We start from the raw sequence: 16,267 nt of genomic DNA, 5'->3' as shown, positions 1-16,267 counted from the left end.
TCGATGGTAAGGGCTTGTCGGAGCTTTGCCCATCCTCAGGACAAAGTTCGAACCGAATCCGGCTGTAGGCATTGGCAGTTCGCCAAAAGAGGTCTAGCTTCCTACGGCGGCGCAGCTATCCCGCAGCATCCCGGGACGAGGTGGGAGGACCATGCGACGCAGGGGAAACGCCCTACGCTGGGCGGCCGGCACATCTGCCGTGGCGATGACGGCAACGCTACTGGCCGGAGCTCAGGCCGTGGCCGGGCCGCCGGGCGGCGGACCGCTCGCGGCGGGCAAGCCGCCGGGCCAGTCGGCGGCCAAGGTACTGGTGTTCACCAGGACGGACGGTCACCAGCACCCGGTGACCCAGGCGGGTGTCGAGGCCATCGAGGCCATCGGGGCCCAGGGGCCGGAGACGTTCACGGTGACCGCCACCGACAGGGTGACGGCCTTCACCGACAAGAATCTGGCCAAGTACAACGCGGTCGTCTTCCTCTCACCGGGGAGCGACCGGCTCAACACCATGCAGGAGCGGTCGTTCCAGCGCTACGTCGAGGCCGGCGGCGGGTTCCTCGGGATCCACGGCGCGGCCCGCTCCGAGCCGGAGTCCGACTGGTTCACGGGCCTCATCGGCGCCCGCCCCGCCGGCAACTCCGGCGACGCCCAGGAGGCCGTCGTCGAGGTCGGCGACCGGCTCAACCCGGCCACCAGGGACCTGCCGCTCACGTGGTCACGCAGCGACGTCTGGACGAACTGGGAGAACAACCCGTCCGGCAGCGTGCACACCGTCGCCCGGGTCCGGGAGAGGTCGTACGAGCCGGGCCCGAGCGCCGACGGCTGGGACCACCCGATCTCCTGGTGCCGCGACTACGAGGGCGGCCGCTCCTTCTACACCGGCATGGGCGGCACCGCCGCCGGCTTCGCCGAGGAGAACTTCCGCAGCCACCTGCGCGGCGCCCTGCTGTGGACCACCCGCCAGGCGCGCGCCGACTGCCAGGCGAGCATCACCGGCAACTACGAGGCGACGCGGCTGACCCAGCCCAACCAGCCCGAGCAGCTCGACCAGATCGGCGAGCCGCACGGCATCGACATCGCCGAGGACGGCAAGGTCTACTACATCGGCCGCGGCGGCCGCTGGTCCGGCGCGCCCGTCGACACCGACTGGAACAGCCCGGAGATCGGCAAGGGCCCCGGCACCCTCCACATGTGGGACCCGGAGACCGAACAGGTCACCGAGGTCGGCACCCTCGACGTCTTCGGCAACAAGGGCGGCGGCGACGAGCTGATCAAGGTCGAGGAGGGCCTGCTCGGCATCGCCCTCGACCCGGACTTCGCCGCCAACGGCCACGTGTACCTGCACTACACGCCGCACTCCGGCATCGACCGCGACGCCCGCATGGCCGAGCGGCGGGTCTCCCGCTTCACCATCGACCCGGCGACGCAGAAGCTCGACACCTCCTCCGAGAAGGTGCTGCTGTCCTGGCCCGTCCAGGTGCACAGCTGCTGCCACGCGGGCGGCGACATGGAGTGGGACTCGAAGGGCAACCTGTACATCGCCACCGGCGACAACAACTCCTCGCGGTTCAGCGACGGCTACTCGGGCAACAACCCCGAGCCGAACTTCGGCGGCGTGTCCTTCGCCGACGCCCGCCGCACCGCGGGCAACACCAACAACCTCAACGGCAAGATCCTGCGGATCCACCCCGAGCCCGACGGCACGTACACCATCCCGGAGGGCAACCTCTTCACCGGTGACGAGGGCAACGGCGACCAGGCCCGGCCGGAGATCTACGTGATGGGCGTGCGCAACCCGTCCCGCATCGAGATCGACGAGCGCGACTGGCTCTACGCCGGCTGGGTCGGCCCGGACGCCGGACAGCCCAGCACCACCTGGGGACCGGCGAAGTACGACACCTTCGCCGTCATCACCAGCGCGGGCAACCAGGGCTGGCCGTACTGCATGGGCAACAAGCAGCCGTACCGCGACCGCAACCTGCCCGACCCGACGCAGCCGCTCGACTGGTACGACTGCGACAACCTCAAGAACACCTCGCCCAACAACGACGGCCTGACGGACATCCCGCCGGCCCGCGACAACAACATCTGGTACTCGCCCCAGGGCGGCGCCCCCGACTACCCGCGCAACGCGGACGGGCTGCCCAGCTACAACATCGACGAGGCGCAGTACCGGCTGCCGTGGCTCAAGGGCGGCGGCCAGGCGGCCATGACCGGCCCCGTCTACCGCTACGACGCCTCCTCCGACAGCGATGTCAAGTGGCCGGAGTACTGGGACGACAAGTGGTTCGTCGGCGACTTCTACGACCAGGACCAGCCGCGGCACGCCGTGGTCATGGACCCGGACAACGCCGGCGACGGCGGGCTGCCCGTGCACGCCGAGTCGCTCGACGACATCGTCCCGGCGGGCGACGGCGGCATCCGCAACCTGATGGACTGGAAGTTCGGCCCGGACGGCGCGCTCTACGTGCTCGACTACGGCCGCGGCTTCTTCAACGCCGACTCGGCGTCCGCCCTGTGGCGGGTCACGTACAAGGGCGGGCCGCCGACGCCCCTGCCCGAGAACCTGATCAAGAAGGGGAGTCGATGAGATCCGGAGCTCTGGCCGCGGGAACACTGCGGCGGGCGCTGATCACCGTGGTGGCGGTCTGCCTGGCGCTCCTCGCGCCGGGCGGCCTCCCCGCCGCCGACGCGGCGGCGCCCGAGGAGGCCGCGGCGGCGCAGACACTGACCTGGACCGCGGGCGACAGCATGACGGAGTACACGTCCGCGCCCACGACGGCGGTGGCCGGGGAGACGACCATCGTCTTCGAGAACAGCGCCGCCACCGGCAACACCACCGGCATGGTGCACACGCTCACGTTCGACACGTTCACCGACGGATACAACAAGGACGTCGACCTCAACATCCAGGCGTCGCCGAACGACACGAACGGCGGCAGGTACGAGGCGACCGTCACCCTCACGCCGGGCACGTACCGCTACTTCTGCGCGATCCCCGGCCACACCGCGATGAGCGGCGAGCTGGTCGTCACCGACGGCGGCGGTACGGACACCACGGCGCCCGAGGCCACGGCCGAGGTCACCGGCGAGCAGAACGCGGACGGCGCGTACCTGGGCAGCGCGACGGCCGAGCTGTCCGCCACCGACGACATGTCGGGGGTCGACCGCATCGACTACGCCCTGGACGGGGCTACGGGGTGGACCGCGTACGAGGCGCCCGTCGTGGTCAACGTGCCCGGCGAGCACACCCTCCGCTACCGGGCCACCGACAAGGCGGGCAACACGTCCGAGGAGAAGTCGGTGACCTTCTCGGTCGTCGAGGCCGACGACACGGCGCCGCCCACGGTCACCGCCTCGGTCAGCGGCGAGCAGAACGACGACGGCGCGTACCTCGACGTGGCCGTGGTCACCCTGGAGGCGGCCGACACCGGCGGCTCCGGCCTCGACAAGGTCGAGTACGCGGTGGGCGGCGGCGACTTCCGCGCGTACACCGAGCCGGTGCAGGTCCACACCATCGGCGAGCACACCGTCACCTACCGCGCCACCGACAAGGCGGGGAACTCCTCCGAGCCCGGGACGGCCACCTTCACGGTGGTCGAGAAGTACCCCAACCCGGACCCGGTCTGCCCGGAGCTGGACTCCCGTCCCATCGTCTTCATCGGCGAGTACGACACCCACGTGCCCAACCGCGTCACCGCGAGCGGCTGCACGATCAACGAGGTGATCGAGGACGAGAGGGCGTGGGAGAAGCGGCGGCCCTTCCTCAGGCACATCGACGAGATCACGGACGAGCTGTACACGGACGCCGTGATCAACGGCGAGGAGCGCGAGACGATCCGCGACACCGCGAAGGCGACGGACATCGGCAAGCCGGGCCACAACGACGGCTACACGTCGCTCTTCACCGGCACCGAGAACTCCTTCTCGAAGTGGGAGCAGGTCGGCGGCGGCAGCTTCAACCTCAACGGCGACGGGTCGATGACCAGCGATCCGACCGTCGAGGGCATGGGCATGCTGTGGTACCCGCAGCAGCAGTACGGCGACTTCTCGCTCAAGCTCCAGTGGCGGGACGACGCGCCGGGGGACGCGCGCACCAACGGCGGCGTCTTCGTCCGCTTCCCGGACGTGCGCGACCACCCGGACGAGTCGCGGCCGGAGTGGGTGGCCATCAAGTACGGGCACGAGATCCAGATCTTCGACTCGGAGGCCGGCGACCAGTACAAGACGGGCTCGGTCTACGGCTTCGACCGCGTCGGCCACGGCGCGGCCGGGGTGACGCCGAAGGGCACGTGGAACGACTACGAGATCCGGGTGGTGGACCAGCACTACGAGGTCTACCGCAACGGCGTGCTCATCAACGAGTTCGACAACACCCCCGGCCAGGTCTTCGAGCCGCCGCGTGCGGACGACCCGGGGACCGACGGCAGGCAGCACGCGCAGGGCTACATCGGCCTGCAGGTGCACAGCACCACGGACGTGGTCTCGTACCGCGACATCCGGATCAAGCCGCTGTGACGTATACGTATACGGTCGGCTGACAGCGCAGGGCCCGGTGGGAGGCGGTGACACACACCGCCTCCCATCAGGCACGCCGGGGGTGTTCCAACGCGCGCGGGGGTCGAAACGCCTGTTCGCCACGGGATCGAATCCGCGCCGCCCCCGCCGTCTCGGTGGGATAGTCGGTCCCGTTCGGTGTCCACGGTCCCGAAGGAAGGTGATGGCGCGTGGTGTTCGCCATGGGATTCTCCGCGTACGGGGGCCCCGAGGTGCTGCGCCGCCTCGACGTCGAGGTGCCGGAGCCGGCCGCCGGCGAGGTGCGGATCCGCGTCCGGTGCGCGGGGGTGAGCCCGCTGGACTGGAAGCTGCGCAGCGGGCGGATGGCCGCCCTCCGGCCGCCGGCGTTCCCGTGCGTCCCGGGGAGCGAGGCCGCGGGCGTGGTGGAGGCCGTCGGTACGGGCGCGGGCGGGTGGCGGACGGGCGACGAGGTGCTGGGGCCGGTGCACGCGGGGTACGCGGTGCGGACGCTGGCCCGCGCGGACCGGCTGGTCGCGAAGCCGCCGGGGCTGCCGTGGGAGCTGGCCGGCGGCCTGCCGACGGCGGCGGAGACGGCGTTCCGCACGCTGACGGCGCTGCGGGTGGCGAAGGACGACACGCTGCTGGTGCACGGCGCCGCGGGCGGAGTGGGCAGCCTGGCGGTGCAGTTCGCGGTCTCGGCGGGGGTGCGGGTGATCGGCACGGCGAGCCCGGCCAACCACGACTACCTGCGCTCGCTGGGCGCGGAGCCGGTCGCGTACGGGGAGGGCGTGGGCGCCCGGGTACGACAGCTGAGCCCCGGGGTCGACGCGGTGCTGGACGCCGCCGGGCGCGGGGTGCTGCCGGAGTCGGTGGAGCTGGCGGGCGGGCCGGAGCGGGTGCTGACGATCGCGGACGCGGCGGGTGCGGCGGCCCTCGGGGTGCGGTTCTCGCGGGCGGCGGACGGCGAGGACCAGCATGTGGCGGGCATCGAGCGGGCGCTGGCGCTGTACCGCGACGGGCGGCTGCACCTGCCGGTGTGGCGGGCGCTGCCGCTGGCGGAGGCGGCGGACGCGCACCGGGCGAGCGAGGAGGGCCACCTGCGCGGCAAGATCGTGCTGGTCGCGGACGACTAGCGCCCCGCGGGCGGCGCGGCGGGTTCCGTGGGCGGCGGGGTCAGCGGGCGAGACCGAAGGCCGTCGTCCGGCGTGCCGCCCGCCGCGGCTCTGCCGCCGAGGCGGCGGACAGCGGATGCGGCGCGGACGCCGCGGCCTGCTCCACCCCGGCCTCCGGGCGGGACAGCAGGACCACGCCGCGGGCGGCCACCGCCGTGGCGGCCAGGGCCACCGCCGCGCCCAGCGCGCCGCCGGCCAGGCTCTCGCCCAGCAGCGTCAGGCCCACCGCCGCCGACACCGCCGGGTTGACCAGCGTCGCGGTGGCCAGCGGGGCGCCGAGGCCGCCGCGGTAGGCGGCCTGGGAGAGCATCAGACCGGCCGGCGCGAGGGCCGCCACCGCCAGGCCCGTCAGCACCGTGAAGGCGTCCGGGCCGGGCCGGACCGCGACCGTCTGGGTCAGCACCGAGCCGGCGCCGAAGGCGATCCCGGCGGCCGTGGCGTACGCGATGCCGCCCGCCCGCGGTCCGGCGCCGCGGGCCGCCGCGGTGAGCGCGGCCAGCGCCGCGGCGGTGGCCGCGACCGTGCCGAGGACCTGCGCGGGAGCGAGGACCTCGATGTGCCCGCCGCCGCGGACCAGCACCAGCACCCCCGCCAGCCCCGCCACCGTCAGCGCCGCGCCCCGCCACCGCTGGGCGCCGACCCGTCCCGCGCCGACCCGTCCCGCGCCGCCCGCGCGGCGCCGTACCGCCGCCTGCAACGGCAGCGCCAGGACCAGGGTCAGCGCGCCGAGCGGCTGTATCAGGGTCAGCGGCCCGTACCGCAGCGCGAGCACGTGCAGCGCCGCGCCGGTCGCGTTGAGCCCCACCGACAGCCACCACGAGCCCCGCGTGAGCGCCGCCCACACCCCGGATCCGCCCTCCCGGCCCGCGTCCGCGACCCGCTCCTGCAGCACGGCGGCCCCCGCGTACGCGGCGGCGGACGCGACGGCCAGCACCAGTGCTGCCGCGAGGCCGTTCATGCCGTTCATGTCCCCTCCGGTGGTCGAGCGTGTCCTCCGACGGTACGGGGCCTTGCGGTCAGATCCTGTCCGCAACTCGCCGCTGCCGTCGTGTGGGTGGACCGCCCGCGCCGCCCGAACTCATCGGAGGAGCGTCAGCTCACTTCGTCGCCCCCCTCATGAACCCGTTGTAGATGTAGCGCTGGAGGAAGAGGAAAACGGCGAGGGTCGGCAGGATGACCAGGATCGTGCCGGCCGAGATCGTCTCCCAGTGCGCCCCGTACGGGCCCTTGAAGCGGAACAGCGCGGTGGACATCGTCCCGAGGTCGTCGGAGGGCATGTAGAGGAAGGGGATGTAGAAGTCGTTGTAGACCGTGACGCCCTTGACGATGACGACCGTCGCGATCGCCGGCTTCAGCAGCGGAAAGATGATCTTCCGGTAGATCGTGAAGGAGTTGGCGCCCTCCAGCCGCGCCGACTCGTCGAGCGAGATCGGGATGGACCGGATGAACTGCAGGAAGATGTAGATCGAGACGATGTCCGTGCCCATGTAGAGCACGATGGGCGCGAGCCGGCTGTTGACCATCCCGAAGCTGTCGACGATCTGGAACGTCGCCACCTGCGTCGTCACCCCGGGAACCATCGCCGCCACCAGGAACAGCCCCACCACCAGCCTCCGGAAGCGGAACCGGAAGCGGTCGATCGCGTACGCCGTCATCGAGCCGATGAGCACCGTGCCGGCGATCGCGAAGACCAGGATGACCGCGGTGTTCGTGAACGCGGACAGCATCCGGCCGTCCTCGAAGGCGGTCGCGTAGTTGTCGAAGTTGAGTACGTTGCCGGGCAGGGAGAGCGCCCCGCCGTCGCCGGCCATCTCCTCCGGGGTCTTCAGCGAGGTGAGGAGGACCACCAGCAGCGGCAGCACCACCACCAGCGCGGCCACGACCAGCGACAGATACGTCAGCGCGCGCGAGACGACGGCCGTTCTCATCGGGATTCCTCCGTGGATGCCCCGGCGTTCGGGCCGGGGAGGAAAAGGGCTCCGACCGGGCGGGACGGGGAGGGCGGCCGGATGACCGCCGAGACGATTCGGCGTCTGCCGGCCATCGGCCAACGCGCGGAACTCACACAGAACTTGATAGAATGTGAGTTATGGGTCGGCAGGTCAAGCGGGCGTTCAAGTACCGCTTCTACCCCACGGACGTGCAGGCGGCGGAGCTGGCGCGCACGTTCGGTTGCGTCCGGCTCGTGTACAACAAAGCGCTCCAGGAGCGCACCCGGGCCTGGTACGTCGAACAGCGCCGGATCTCCTATGCGCAGTCGTCCGCCGCTCTGACGGAATGGAAGAAGTCCGAGGAGCTGGCGTTCCTGGCCAAGGTTTCCTCTGTTCCGCTGCAGCAGGCGCTGCGTCATCTTCAGGCCGCGTTCGCGAACTTCTTCGCCCGGCGTGCGAGATACCCGCGCTACAAGAGCCGGAAGGGGTCCCGTGCGTCGGCCGAGTACACCCGCAGCGCCTTTAAGTGGCGGGAAGGGAAGCTGACGCTGGCGAAGATGGCGGATCCATTGGACATTCGCTGGTCGCGCCCCCTGCCTGCGGGTGCGGAGCCGAGCACGGTGACGGTGTCCCGGGACAGCGCCGGGCGTTGGTTCGTCGCTCTGCTGTGCCAGGACGCGATCGCTCCGGCTCCTGCCACGGACGCGGCGGTCGGTATCGACGCCGGGCTCACGTCCCTCGTGACCCTGTCCACTGGGGAGAAGATCGACAACCCCCGGCACGAGCGCCGTGACCGTGCCCGCATGACCCGCGCGCAGCACGAGCTGTCCCGCAAGGCGAAGGGATCGGCGAACCGGGACAAGGCCCGTCGGAATGTGGCGCGCGTGCATGCGCGGATCGCCGACCGGCGCCGGGACTTCCTCCACAAACTGTCGACTCGTCTCGTCCGTGAGAACCAAACGGTCGTGATCGAGGACCTGACCGTCCGCAATCTGCTGAAGAACGGCAAGATCGCGCGCGCCATCTCGGATGCATCCTGGACGGAACTGCGCTCCATGCTGGAGTACAAGTGCGCCTGGTACGGGCGCGAACTCGTGACGGTCGACCGCTGGTTCCCCTCCAGCAAGCTGTGCGGGAACTGTGGCACGGTCCGCGAGAAGCTGCCGCTGAACGTCCGCAAGTGGACGTGCACCTGCGGCGCGGTGCACGACCGCGATGTGAACGCGGCACGCAACATCAGGGCGGCCGGGCTGGCCGCAGCTGCCTGTGGAGCTGGTGTAAGACCTCAACGGGAGTCCTCCCGGACGGGGCAGTCGGCGATGAATCAGGAACCCCCCACGGCGCGAGCCGTAGGAATTCCCCTCGGTTTACGAGGGGGAGGAAGTCAAACCAGGTCCCCCGCCTTGTCGTCCGGCACGAGCGTCCGCTGCACCCAGGTCACCGCGAGCACGATCAGCAGCAGCACCACGGCCGCCGCCGAGGCCAGCCCCGTCTTGTTGAACTTGAAGGCCAGGTCGACCGTCTGGATCACGAAGGTCTCGGTGCCGGTCGCGCCGCCCGTCATGATGTACGGGATCTCGAAGACCGCCAGCGACCCGGAGATCGCCAGGATCACGCTGAGGCTGATCACCGGCCGGATGCCGGGCGCGATGATGTGCCGGAACTGCTGCCAGCGGTTCGCGCCGTCCAGCTCGGCGGCCTCGTACAGCTCGCCCGGGACGGACTGGATCGCGCCGAGGAACAGCACGAAGTTCAGGCCCATGAAGCGCCAGACCGACACCCCGGCGAGCGAGGTGTTGGCAGAGGTGGAGTCGCCGAGCCAGGCGCGGTCGGGCTCGTCGCCGACGAGGCCGAACAGCGCGTCGAGGGTGCCGCCGTCCTGGAAGAAGTAGAGGAAGACGAAGCCGATGGCGACGCCGTTGACCAGGTACGGGAAGAAGAGGATGCCCTTGAAGAGGTTCCGGAAGCGGACGTTGAAGGAGAGGACCGTCGCGAAGTACAGCGCGAGCACGATCTGCACGGCCGAGGCGGCCAGGTAGTAGCCGCTGACGAAGAAGACCTCGAACAGCTCGGAGCGGGTGAACAGGTCGGCGTAGTTCTCCGTGCCGACGTAGTTCAGCTCGGGGCTCAGCCCGTCCCAGTCGGTGAAGCTGTACGCGACCATGTTGGCGACCGGCGCGTACGTGAACGTGATCAGCAGCGCCAGCGGGGCGGCGAGGAACAGCCACGGCACCACGCCGCCCTGCAGCCGGCGCCCTCGTGGACTCACCGGTACCCCAGCTCCTCCGCGGCGCCCGTCCAGCGCTCGGAGAGGTCCGCGAACAGCTCCTCGGGGCTGCCGTCCCGCGCGCCGCGGGCGATGTCGACGAGCTCCTGGCGGTAGTCGGGGTCGTCGATACCGACCTCCGAGGCGTCGTCCAGCTCCTTCAGCTCCGCGCCCCGCGACTGGTCCAGCTCCAGCAGCTCGACGTCCCGCTTCTCGTACTCGGCGAGCACGCCGGGCAGCGGCGCGTCGCGCAGGGTGGAGACGTTCATGTTGTCCTCGGGGTAGCCGGACTTCTCCGCGAACCAGTCGACCCAGGCGCGGGCGGCCTCCTTGTGGTCGGAGTGGATGCTCACGGCCTGCTGGTAGTCGGGGGAGAGGCCGGCGCAGAACCGGCCGTCGACCCGGTGCGGGAAGGGCATGAAGCCGATGTCGTCGGGGTCCGTGCCGGCCTGCTCGGCGGCGTCGCGCATCTGGACGACGGCCCAGGAGCCGAGGAACATCGTGGCGATCTCGCCCTTGGCGAGCCGCGGCTTGGAGCCCTCCCAGTTGGTGGTCGTCGGGTCCTTCTCGGCCAGGCCGCGGTCCACGATGTCGTACAGGAGGGTGTCCACGGTGCGTACGGTGCCGCCCTCGGCGAAGGGGTCGCCCTCGACCACCTCGACGTCCGCCTGCTCGTCGCAGCTGGCGGAGGCGTGCGCGGGCCACCACTGGCCCAGCGGCCAGCCGTCCTTGAAGTTGGTGTAGTACGGGACGGCGTCGGTCTCGTCCTCGACGGCCTTCAGGCTGTCGAGGAACTCCGCCGGGGTGGTGGGCCACTCGGTGACGCCGGCCTGCTCCCAGACGCGCTTGTTGTAGACGAAGCCGGGGATGCTGCCGTAGATGCTGAGGCCGTAGACCTCGCCGTCGACCGTGGAGTAGTCGGTGAAGCGGAACTTCTTGCTGCGCTCCGCCTGCTTGCCCAGCGAGGCGAAGAACCGCGGGTAGTCGTTCTTCTTCACCGTGCCCGGGATCATGAGCACGTCGCCGTAGTCGTCGGAGTTCATCCGGGTCTTGACTTCGCCCTCGTAGTCGGTGACCCCGTCGAACTCGACCGTGACGTTGGGGTACGTCTTGCGGAACTCGGCCGCGTACGCGTCCATCGTGCCGTCCTCGACGAGGTCGGTGCGGTGCGTGATGACCTCGATCGTCCCGGAGACCTTGTCCGGGTCGTCGACCGCCTTCGCCTCCTGCTTCTCGGACGAGGCCCCGCTGCCCGTGCAGCCGGCCGCGGTCGTCGCGAGTGCGGCCGCCAGCAGCGCACCGGCGAGCGCCCTTCCCCTCATCGTCACCATCTCCGTTCGCTGAGCCCGGCCCGTGGTGCTTAACCGGTTGAGTTGAGGCCCCTTTTCTTGACGAGGAACCATCCCCCACCCCGGCAGTGACGTCAACCTCTCCGACGCAGAAGAAACTAGACCGGTTTATGGACAGGGTCGAGAGGTGCGGCTACGTTGGCGCGAGACCCGAGATTGGAGCACCCATGAAGGACGTCATCCCGCTCACCGAGGGCTGGACCCTGTGGCACGACGGGGACCGGCTGCCCGCACAGGTGCCGGGCTGCGTCCACACGGACCTGCTCGCCGCCGGCGCCATCCCCGACCCGTACCTCGGCACGCACGAGGCCGACGTCGCCTGGGTCGGCCGGCGGGACTGGACGTACGAGACGGAGATCGCGCCCTACGACGGGCCGCACGAGCGCACCGACCTCGTCTTCGACGGCCTCGACACCGCCGCCGGAATCACCCTCGGCACCGGGCCGCTCGGCCGCACCCGCAACATGCACCGCCGCCACCGCTTCGACGTCACCGGCCGGTCCGGCCCGCTCACCGTCGCCTTCACCTCCGCCTACGCCGAGGCCGAGGCGGTACGCGCCCGCACGGGCGACCGGCCCAACGCCTATCCCGAACCGTTCCCGTTCCTCCGCAAGATGGCCTGCTCCTTCGGCTGGGACTGGGGCCCGACGCTCGTCACCGCCGGGATCTGGCGCCCCGCCCGGCTGGAGCGCTGGAGCACCGCGCGGCTGGCCCGGGTGCGCCCGCTGGTGACCGTCGACGCCGACGGCACCGGCCGCGTCGACCTGCGCCTCGACGTCGAGCGCACCGCCGCGGGCGCCGGCCGCCCGCTCACCGTCCGCGCCCGCGTCGGCGGCGCCGAGGCGACGGCGGTGCTCGACGGCACCGAGGGCGCCGTCGCACTCGTCGTCGACCGCCCGGAGCTGTGGTGGCCCCGCGGCTACGGCGACCAGCCCCTCTACGCGCTGGACGTCACCCTCCACGACGGCCCCACCGCCGCCGCCCCGGCCCTCGACTCCTGGACCCGCCGCGTCGGCTTCCGCACCGTCCGCCTCGACACCGCCGCCGACGCCCACGGCTCCCGCTTCACCCTCGTCGTCAACGGCGAACCCCTCTTCGCCCGCGGCGTCAACTGGATCCCCGACGACGCCCTCCCGTCCCGCGTCACCCCCGCCCGCTACCGCGCCCGCCTCGCGCAGGCGGCGGACGCGGGCGTCGACCTCGTACGCGTCTGGGGCGGCGGCATCTACGAGGACGACGCCTTCTACGCCGCCTGCGACGAACTCGGCCTCCTGGTCTGGCAGGACTTCCCCTTCGCCTGCGCCGCCTACCCCGAGGACCAGCCGCTGCGCGGCGAGGTCGAGGCCGAGGCCCGCGACAACGTCGAACGGCTCATGCCCCACCCCTCCCTGGCGCTCTGGTGCGGCAACAACGAGAACCTGTGGGGCTTCCGCGACTGGGACTGGGAGCCGGAACTCGCCGGCGACTCCTGGGGCGAGGGCTACTACCTCGGCGTCCTCCCGCGCGTCGTCGCCGAGCTGGACCCCACCCGCCCGTACTGGCCGGGCAGCCCATGGTCCGGCTCCTGGGCGCACCACCCCAACGACCCCGCGCACGGCAACCACCACGACTGGGAGGTGTGGAACCGCGCCGACTACACCGACTACCGCGCCGCCGTCCCCCGCTTCGTCGCCGAGTTCGGCTGGCAGGCGCCCCCCGCCTGGGCCACCCTGCGCCGCGCCCTCGGCGACGGCCCACAGCTGGCCGCCGACTCGCCCGCCATGCGCCACCGCCAGAAGGCCGACGACGGCAACGGCAAGCTGACCCGCGGCCTCGCCCGCCACTTCGCCGTCCCGGACGGGACCGCCGACTTCGCCCGCTGGCACTACCTCATGCAGGTCAACCAGGCGCGGGCGATCGCCGCCGGCATCGAGCACTGGCGGTCCCACTGGCCGCTGTGCGCGGGCACGGTGCTCTGGCAGCTGAACGACTGCTGGCCGGTCACCTCCTGGTCCGCCGTCGACGGCGACGGCCGCGCGAAACCGCTCTGGCACGAGCTGCGCCGTCTCTACGCCGACCGGCTGCTGACCGTCCGCGAGGACGACGGCGGCGGCTCCGGCGGCCTGGCCGTGGCCGTCGTCAACCAGGGCCCCGAGCCCTGGTCCGGCACCCTCGCGCTGCGCCGCACGGCGGTCGACGGCGCGGTGACGGCGCGGGCGGAGGTTCCGTTCGCCGCGGCGGCGCGGGCCGTCGCCGTGGTGCCGGTGCCGGAGGGGCTGGCGCCGCCCGCCGGGTCGGCGAAGGAGCTGCTGGTCGCCGCGGCGGACGGGCTGCGGGCGCTGCACTTCCCGACGCGGGACAAGGACTTCGCGTACCCCCGTCCGGAGTTCGGGGTCGAGGTGGTACGCGCCGGGGGCGCCGCCCCGGATAGGGTCGACGTCGTGGTCACCGCCCACACCTTCGTACGAGACCTGCTGCTCCAGCCCGACCGGCTCGACCCGGCCGCCACGGCGGACCGGGGCCTGCTGACGCTGCTGCCCGGCGAACGCGCGACCATCGCCGTCCGCGGCTGGCGCGCGCCCGCGCCACCAGCGGCCCCCGGCGGGGACGACCCCGCCGTCGCCGCCGTGCGCGCCGCGCTGTTCTGCGTGGAGCCCGGGTGAGCGGCGACGGCCCCGCGGCCAAGGTGACGATCAAGGACGTCGCCGCCCGCGCCGGCGTCTCCAAAGGCGCCGTCTCGCTGGCCTTCAACAACCGCCCCGGGCTCGCCGACGCCACCCGCGACCGCATCTTCGCCGCCGCCCGCGAGCTGGGCTGGGCGCCGAACCTCGCCGCCCGCTCGCTGTCCAGCTCCCGCGTCGACGCCGTGGGCCTGGCCGTCTGCCGCCCGGCCCGGCTGCTCGGGCTGGAGCCGTTCTACATGGAGTTCGTCTCCGGCATCGAGAGCGTCCTCGCCGAGCAGTCGAGCTCGCTGCTGCTGCGGCTGGTCCGGGACCTCGACGAGGAGGTGGCGCAGCAGGGCCGGTGGTGGCGGTCCAAGCAGGTCGCCGGGTCGATCCTGGTCGACTTCCGCACCGACGACCCGCGGGTCGCGGCGGTCGGCGCCCTCGGCATGCCGGTCGTCGCCGTCGGCCACCCCGCGCTGACCGGCGGCTTCCCGTCGCTGTGGACCGACGACGCCACCGCGGTCACGGAGGCCGTACGCTACCTCGCCGCCCTCGGCCACCGGCGCGTCGCCCGCGTCGGCGGCGCCGCGGAGCTGGGCCACAGCGCGATCCGCACCGACGCCTTCGCCGCCGCCGTCCGCGAACTGGGCCTGGACGGGGGCCACCAGACGGCCACCGACTTCTCCGGCGAGGCGGGCGCCCGCGCCACCCGTACCCTGCTGGCCTCCGCGGAGCGGCCCACCGCGATCCTCTACGACAACGACATCATGGCCGTCGCCGGGCTGTCGGTCGCCGCCGAGATGGGCCTGTCGGTGCCGGCCGACCTCTCGCTGCTCGCCTGGGACGACTCCCAGCTGTGCCGCCTCACCCACCCCACGCTCTCCGCGATGAGCCACGACGTGCACGGCTTCGGGGCGGAGGTGGCGCGGGCCCTGTTCACCCTGATGACCACGGGCGCGGCCGAGTCCCGCCGGGTACCGACCCCGGCCCTCACCCCGCGCGGCTCCACCGGCCCGCCGCCGCCCTGAGCGCGGCGACCGCGCGCCGCACCCGCCGGGCCGCCCACGGGCGGCCCGGGGCCACAATGGCACCGTGACCTCCCTGCTCGACGACGACCCCGCCCCGCCGCCCGGCCCGGTGCGGTTCCAGCTCGTCCTGCTGCGCCGCATGCAGGACTTCCAGCCCGAGCTGGTCGCCGAGGCGCTGCGCGACCTCGGCGTGCCCCGCGGCGCCCTGCGCGAGGCGAACCGCCGCTGGCAGGGCCGGCTGCGGGCGCGCGGCGGCCCGGCCCCCGGCGCGGCCCGGGACCGCGACTTCGCCGCGCTGCTCGGCCCGGCCGAGTCGGTGACGCGGCGGGCGCACGGCGACGCGACCGTGGACGTGCACCGCTGGCGGGTGCCGCTCTGGCCGGACCTGCGGTTCGAAGCGACCTGCGGGACCGGCGGGGTGGCGCTCACCGCCTGGCTGGTACGGGCCCCGGACGCCGCCGCGCCGGTACTGCGCACGGCCGCCGACCTGGCGCCCTGGGGCTGCACCGCCGGCGAGGCCGCGCGCGCGTTCCCGCCCGCACGCCCGGGCGAGGGCTCCGCCCCGCACCGCTTCACGCTGGCCTTCACCGCGCCGGACGAGGCCGGCGAACCGCGGGCGTGCACGGCGGAGTTCGCCTGGGGGCTGTTGCAGCGCTGGACCGTTGATTAAGGATCGCTTACCAGTCCATTCAACGAATTCTCGCTGGTGCTGCACAGTCGGGGCGGCGAGACTGGACGCATGATCACACCGGACACCAAGGACTGGACGTGGGTCCTGGAACGCCCCTGCCCCGAATGCGGGTTCGCGGCGGCGGAGACACGTGCGGCGGACGTCTCCGGACTGATGCGGAAGAGCGTCGCGCGCTGGACACAGATCCTGGCCGGCGAACCGGACCGGCTGCGCGCCCGGCCCCGGCCCGACGTCTGGTCCGTGCTGGAGTACGGCTGCCACGCCCGCGACGTGTTCGTGCGGTGCGACGAACGGCTGCGCCTGATGCTCACCGAGGACGCCCCCACGTTCCCCAACTGGGACCAGGACGCCACCGCCGTCGAAGACCGGTACGGCGAACAGGACCCGCGCCGGGTCGCCGACGAGCTGTCCGCGTGGGGCGAGACGATGGCCGAGCACCTCGACGAGGTGACGGGCGCGCAGTGGGAGCGCACGGGATACCGCGGCGACGGCGCCGCGTTCACCGTCGACACCTTCGCGCGCTACGTCGTCCACGACGTAGTGCACCACCTGCACGACGTGGGCGCACCCGTGCGGTAACCGCTCCGCGGGGGCCCGGGGGACGGCAGGGCCCCGGGCCCCGCTGGGGCTGCGCCCCCGGGCCCTGCCGGGGCTGCGCCCCGGGCCCCGC

11 protein-coding genes and 1 pseudogene are annotated in these 16,267 nt (G+C 72.4%); 8 read left to right on the top strand and 4 right to left on the bottom strand.

What is annotated here, in order from left to right; all coding sequences use genetic code 11:
• The first annotated feature begins 151 nt into the window (after nt 1–151).
• The 3 genes from ACHZ99_RS04255 (at nt 152) to ACHZ99_RS04245 (ending at nt 5,648) form a co-directional block, all read left to right on the top strand.
• Nucleotides 152–2,587 carry a ThuA domain-containing protein gene (locus ACHZ99_RS04255; protein WP_420302941.1) on the top strand — a complete coding sequence of 812 codons (2,436 nt, stop codon included), beginning with the start codon at nt 152–154 and terminating at the stop codon, nt 2,585–2,587.
• The gene (locus tag ACHZ99_RS04250; protein ID WP_420302940.1) at nt 2,584–4,515 is read left to right on the top strand and encodes an OmpL47-type beta-barrel domain-containing protein; all 1,932 of its coding nucleotides are present in this window, start codon (nt 2,584–2,586) and stop codon (nt 4,513–4,515) included. The genes ACHZ99_RS04255 and ACHZ99_RS04250 overlap by 4 nt, the downstream gene beginning before the upstream one ends.
• 212 nt (nt 4,516–4,727) lie before the next feature.
• Entirely contained in the window at nt 4,728–5,648 is a 921-nt protein-coding gene (locus ACHZ99_RS04245; protein ID WP_420303200.1) for an NADP-dependent oxidoreductase, read from the top strand.
• Nucleotides 5,649–5,688: 40 nt separating this feature from the next.
• Here the strand turns inward: ACHZ99_RS04245 and ACHZ99_RS04240 are convergent, their stop codons facing one another.
• Both ACHZ99_RS04240 and ACHZ99_RS04235 read right to left on the bottom strand, forming a co-directional pair.
• Complete coding sequence (locus ACHZ99_RS04240; RefSeq protein ID WP_420302939.1) at nt 5,689–6,654, bottom strand: hypothetical protein; 966 nt, start codon at nt 6,652–6,654, stop codon at nt 5,689–5,691.
• Between the two features lie 130 nt (nt 6,655–6,784).
• On the bottom strand, nt 6,785–7,615 hold the full coding sequence (locus ACHZ99_RS04235; RefSeq protein WP_420302938.1) for a carbohydrate ABC transporter permease: 831 nt from the start codon (nt 7,613–7,615) through the stop codon (nt 6,785–6,787).
• Nucleotides 7,616–7,776: 161 nt separating this feature from the next.
• Between ACHZ99_RS04235 and ACHZ99_RS04230 the strand changes: the two are divergent.
• Nucleotides 7,777–8,979: pseudogene (locus ACHZ99_RS04230) on the top strand (RNA-guided endonuclease InsQ/TnpB family protein); the annotation flags it as partial.
• 23 nt (nt 8,980–9,002) lie between these two features.
• Here ACHZ99_RS04230 and ACHZ99_RS04225 read toward each other — a convergent pair.
• Together ACHZ99_RS04225 and ACHZ99_RS04220 are read right to left on the bottom strand one after the other, a co-directional pair.
• A complete protein-coding gene (locus ACHZ99_RS04225; RefSeq protein WP_420303199.1) occupies nt 9,003–9,920 on the bottom strand; it encodes a carbohydrate ABC transporter permease in 918 nt (305 codons plus the stop codon).
• Nucleotides 9,884–11,206, bottom strand: coding sequence for an ABC transporter substrate-binding protein (locus ACHZ99_RS04220; RefSeq protein WP_420302937.1), 1,323 nt, complete (start codon nt 11,204–11,206; stop codon nt 9,884–9,886). Before ACHZ99_RS04220 ends, ACHZ99_RS04225 begins: the two co-directional genes overlap by 37 nt.
• Nucleotides 11,207–11,400: 194 nt before the next feature.
• On the opposite strand from ACHZ99_RS04220, the gene ACHZ99_RS04215 reads away from it, so the two are divergent.
• The 4 genes from ACHZ99_RS04215 to ACHZ99_RS04200 all read left to right on the top strand — a co-directional run bounded on the left by ACHZ99_RS04215 (nt 11,401) and on the right by ACHZ99_RS04200 (nt 16,176).
• Nucleotides 11,401–13,875 carry a glycoside hydrolase family 2 protein gene (locus ACHZ99_RS04215; protein WP_420302936.1) on the top strand — a complete coding sequence of 825 codons (2,475 nt, stop codon included), beginning with the start codon at nt 11,401–11,403 and terminating at the stop codon, nt 13,873–13,875.
• Nucleotides 13,872–14,906, top strand: coding sequence for a LacI family DNA-binding transcriptional regulator (locus ACHZ99_RS04210; protein ID WP_420302935.1), 1,035 nt, complete (start codon nt 13,872–13,874; stop codon nt 14,904–14,906). The genes ACHZ99_RS04215 and ACHZ99_RS04210 overlap by 4 nt, the downstream gene beginning before the upstream one ends.
• A 64-nt stretch (nt 14,907–14,970) precedes the next feature.
• Nucleotides 14,971–15,576, top strand: a complete 606-nt coding sequence (locus tag ACHZ99_RS04205; protein WP_420302934.1) for a hypothetical protein — start codon at nt 14,971–14,973, stop codon at nt 15,574–15,576.
• A 69-nt stretch (nt 15,577–15,645) separates the two neighbouring features.
• Nucleotides 15,646–16,176 (top strand): DinB family protein, encoded by a 531-nt coding sequence (locus tag ACHZ99_RS04200; protein WP_420302933.1) that lies wholly within the window; start codon nt 15,646–15,648, stop codon nt 16,174–16,176.
• The last annotated feature ends 91 nt before the right edge of the window (nt 16,177–16,267 follow it).

The organism is Streptomyces sp. MAR4 CNX-425 (assembly GCF_048656465.1).
Lineage (GTDB): Bacteria > Actinomycetota > Actinomycetes > Streptomycetales > Streptomycetaceae > Streptomyces.
This window is presented reverse-complemented; position numbering and strand designations above follow the sequence as displayed.

What these genes read in the sequence shown, in the direction of transcription:
- ACHZ99_RS04255 (WP_420302941.1), top strand. Translation starts at nt 152, where the DNA reads ATGCGACGCAGGGGAAACGCCCTACGCTGGGCGGCCGGCACATCTGCC.
- ACHZ99_RS04250 (WP_420302940.1), top strand. Translation starts at nt 2,584, where the DNA reads ATGAGATCCGGAGCTCTGGCCGCGGGAACACTGCGGCGGGCGCTGATC.
- ACHZ99_RS04240 (WP_420302939.1), bottom strand. Translation starts at nt 6,654, where the DNA reads ATGAACGGCATGAACGGCCTCGCGGCAGCACTGGTGCTGGCCGTCGCG.
- ACHZ99_RS04235 (WP_420302938.1), bottom strand. Translation starts at nt 7,615, where the DNA reads ATGAGAACGGCCGTCGTCTCGCGCGCGCTGACGTATCTGTCGCTGGTC.
- ACHZ99_RS04220 (WP_420302937.1), bottom strand. Translation starts at nt 11,206, where the DNA reads ATGAGGGGAAGGGCGCTCGCCGGTGCGCTGCTGGCGGCCGCACTCGCG.
- ACHZ99_RS04215 (WP_420302936.1), top strand. Translation starts at nt 11,401, where the DNA reads ATGAAGGACGTCATCCCGCTCACCGAGGGCTGGACCCTGTGGCACGAC.
- ACHZ99_RS04200 (WP_420302933.1), top strand. Translation starts at nt 15,646, where the DNA reads ATGATCACACCGGACACCAAGGACTGGACGTGGGTCCTGGAACGCCCC.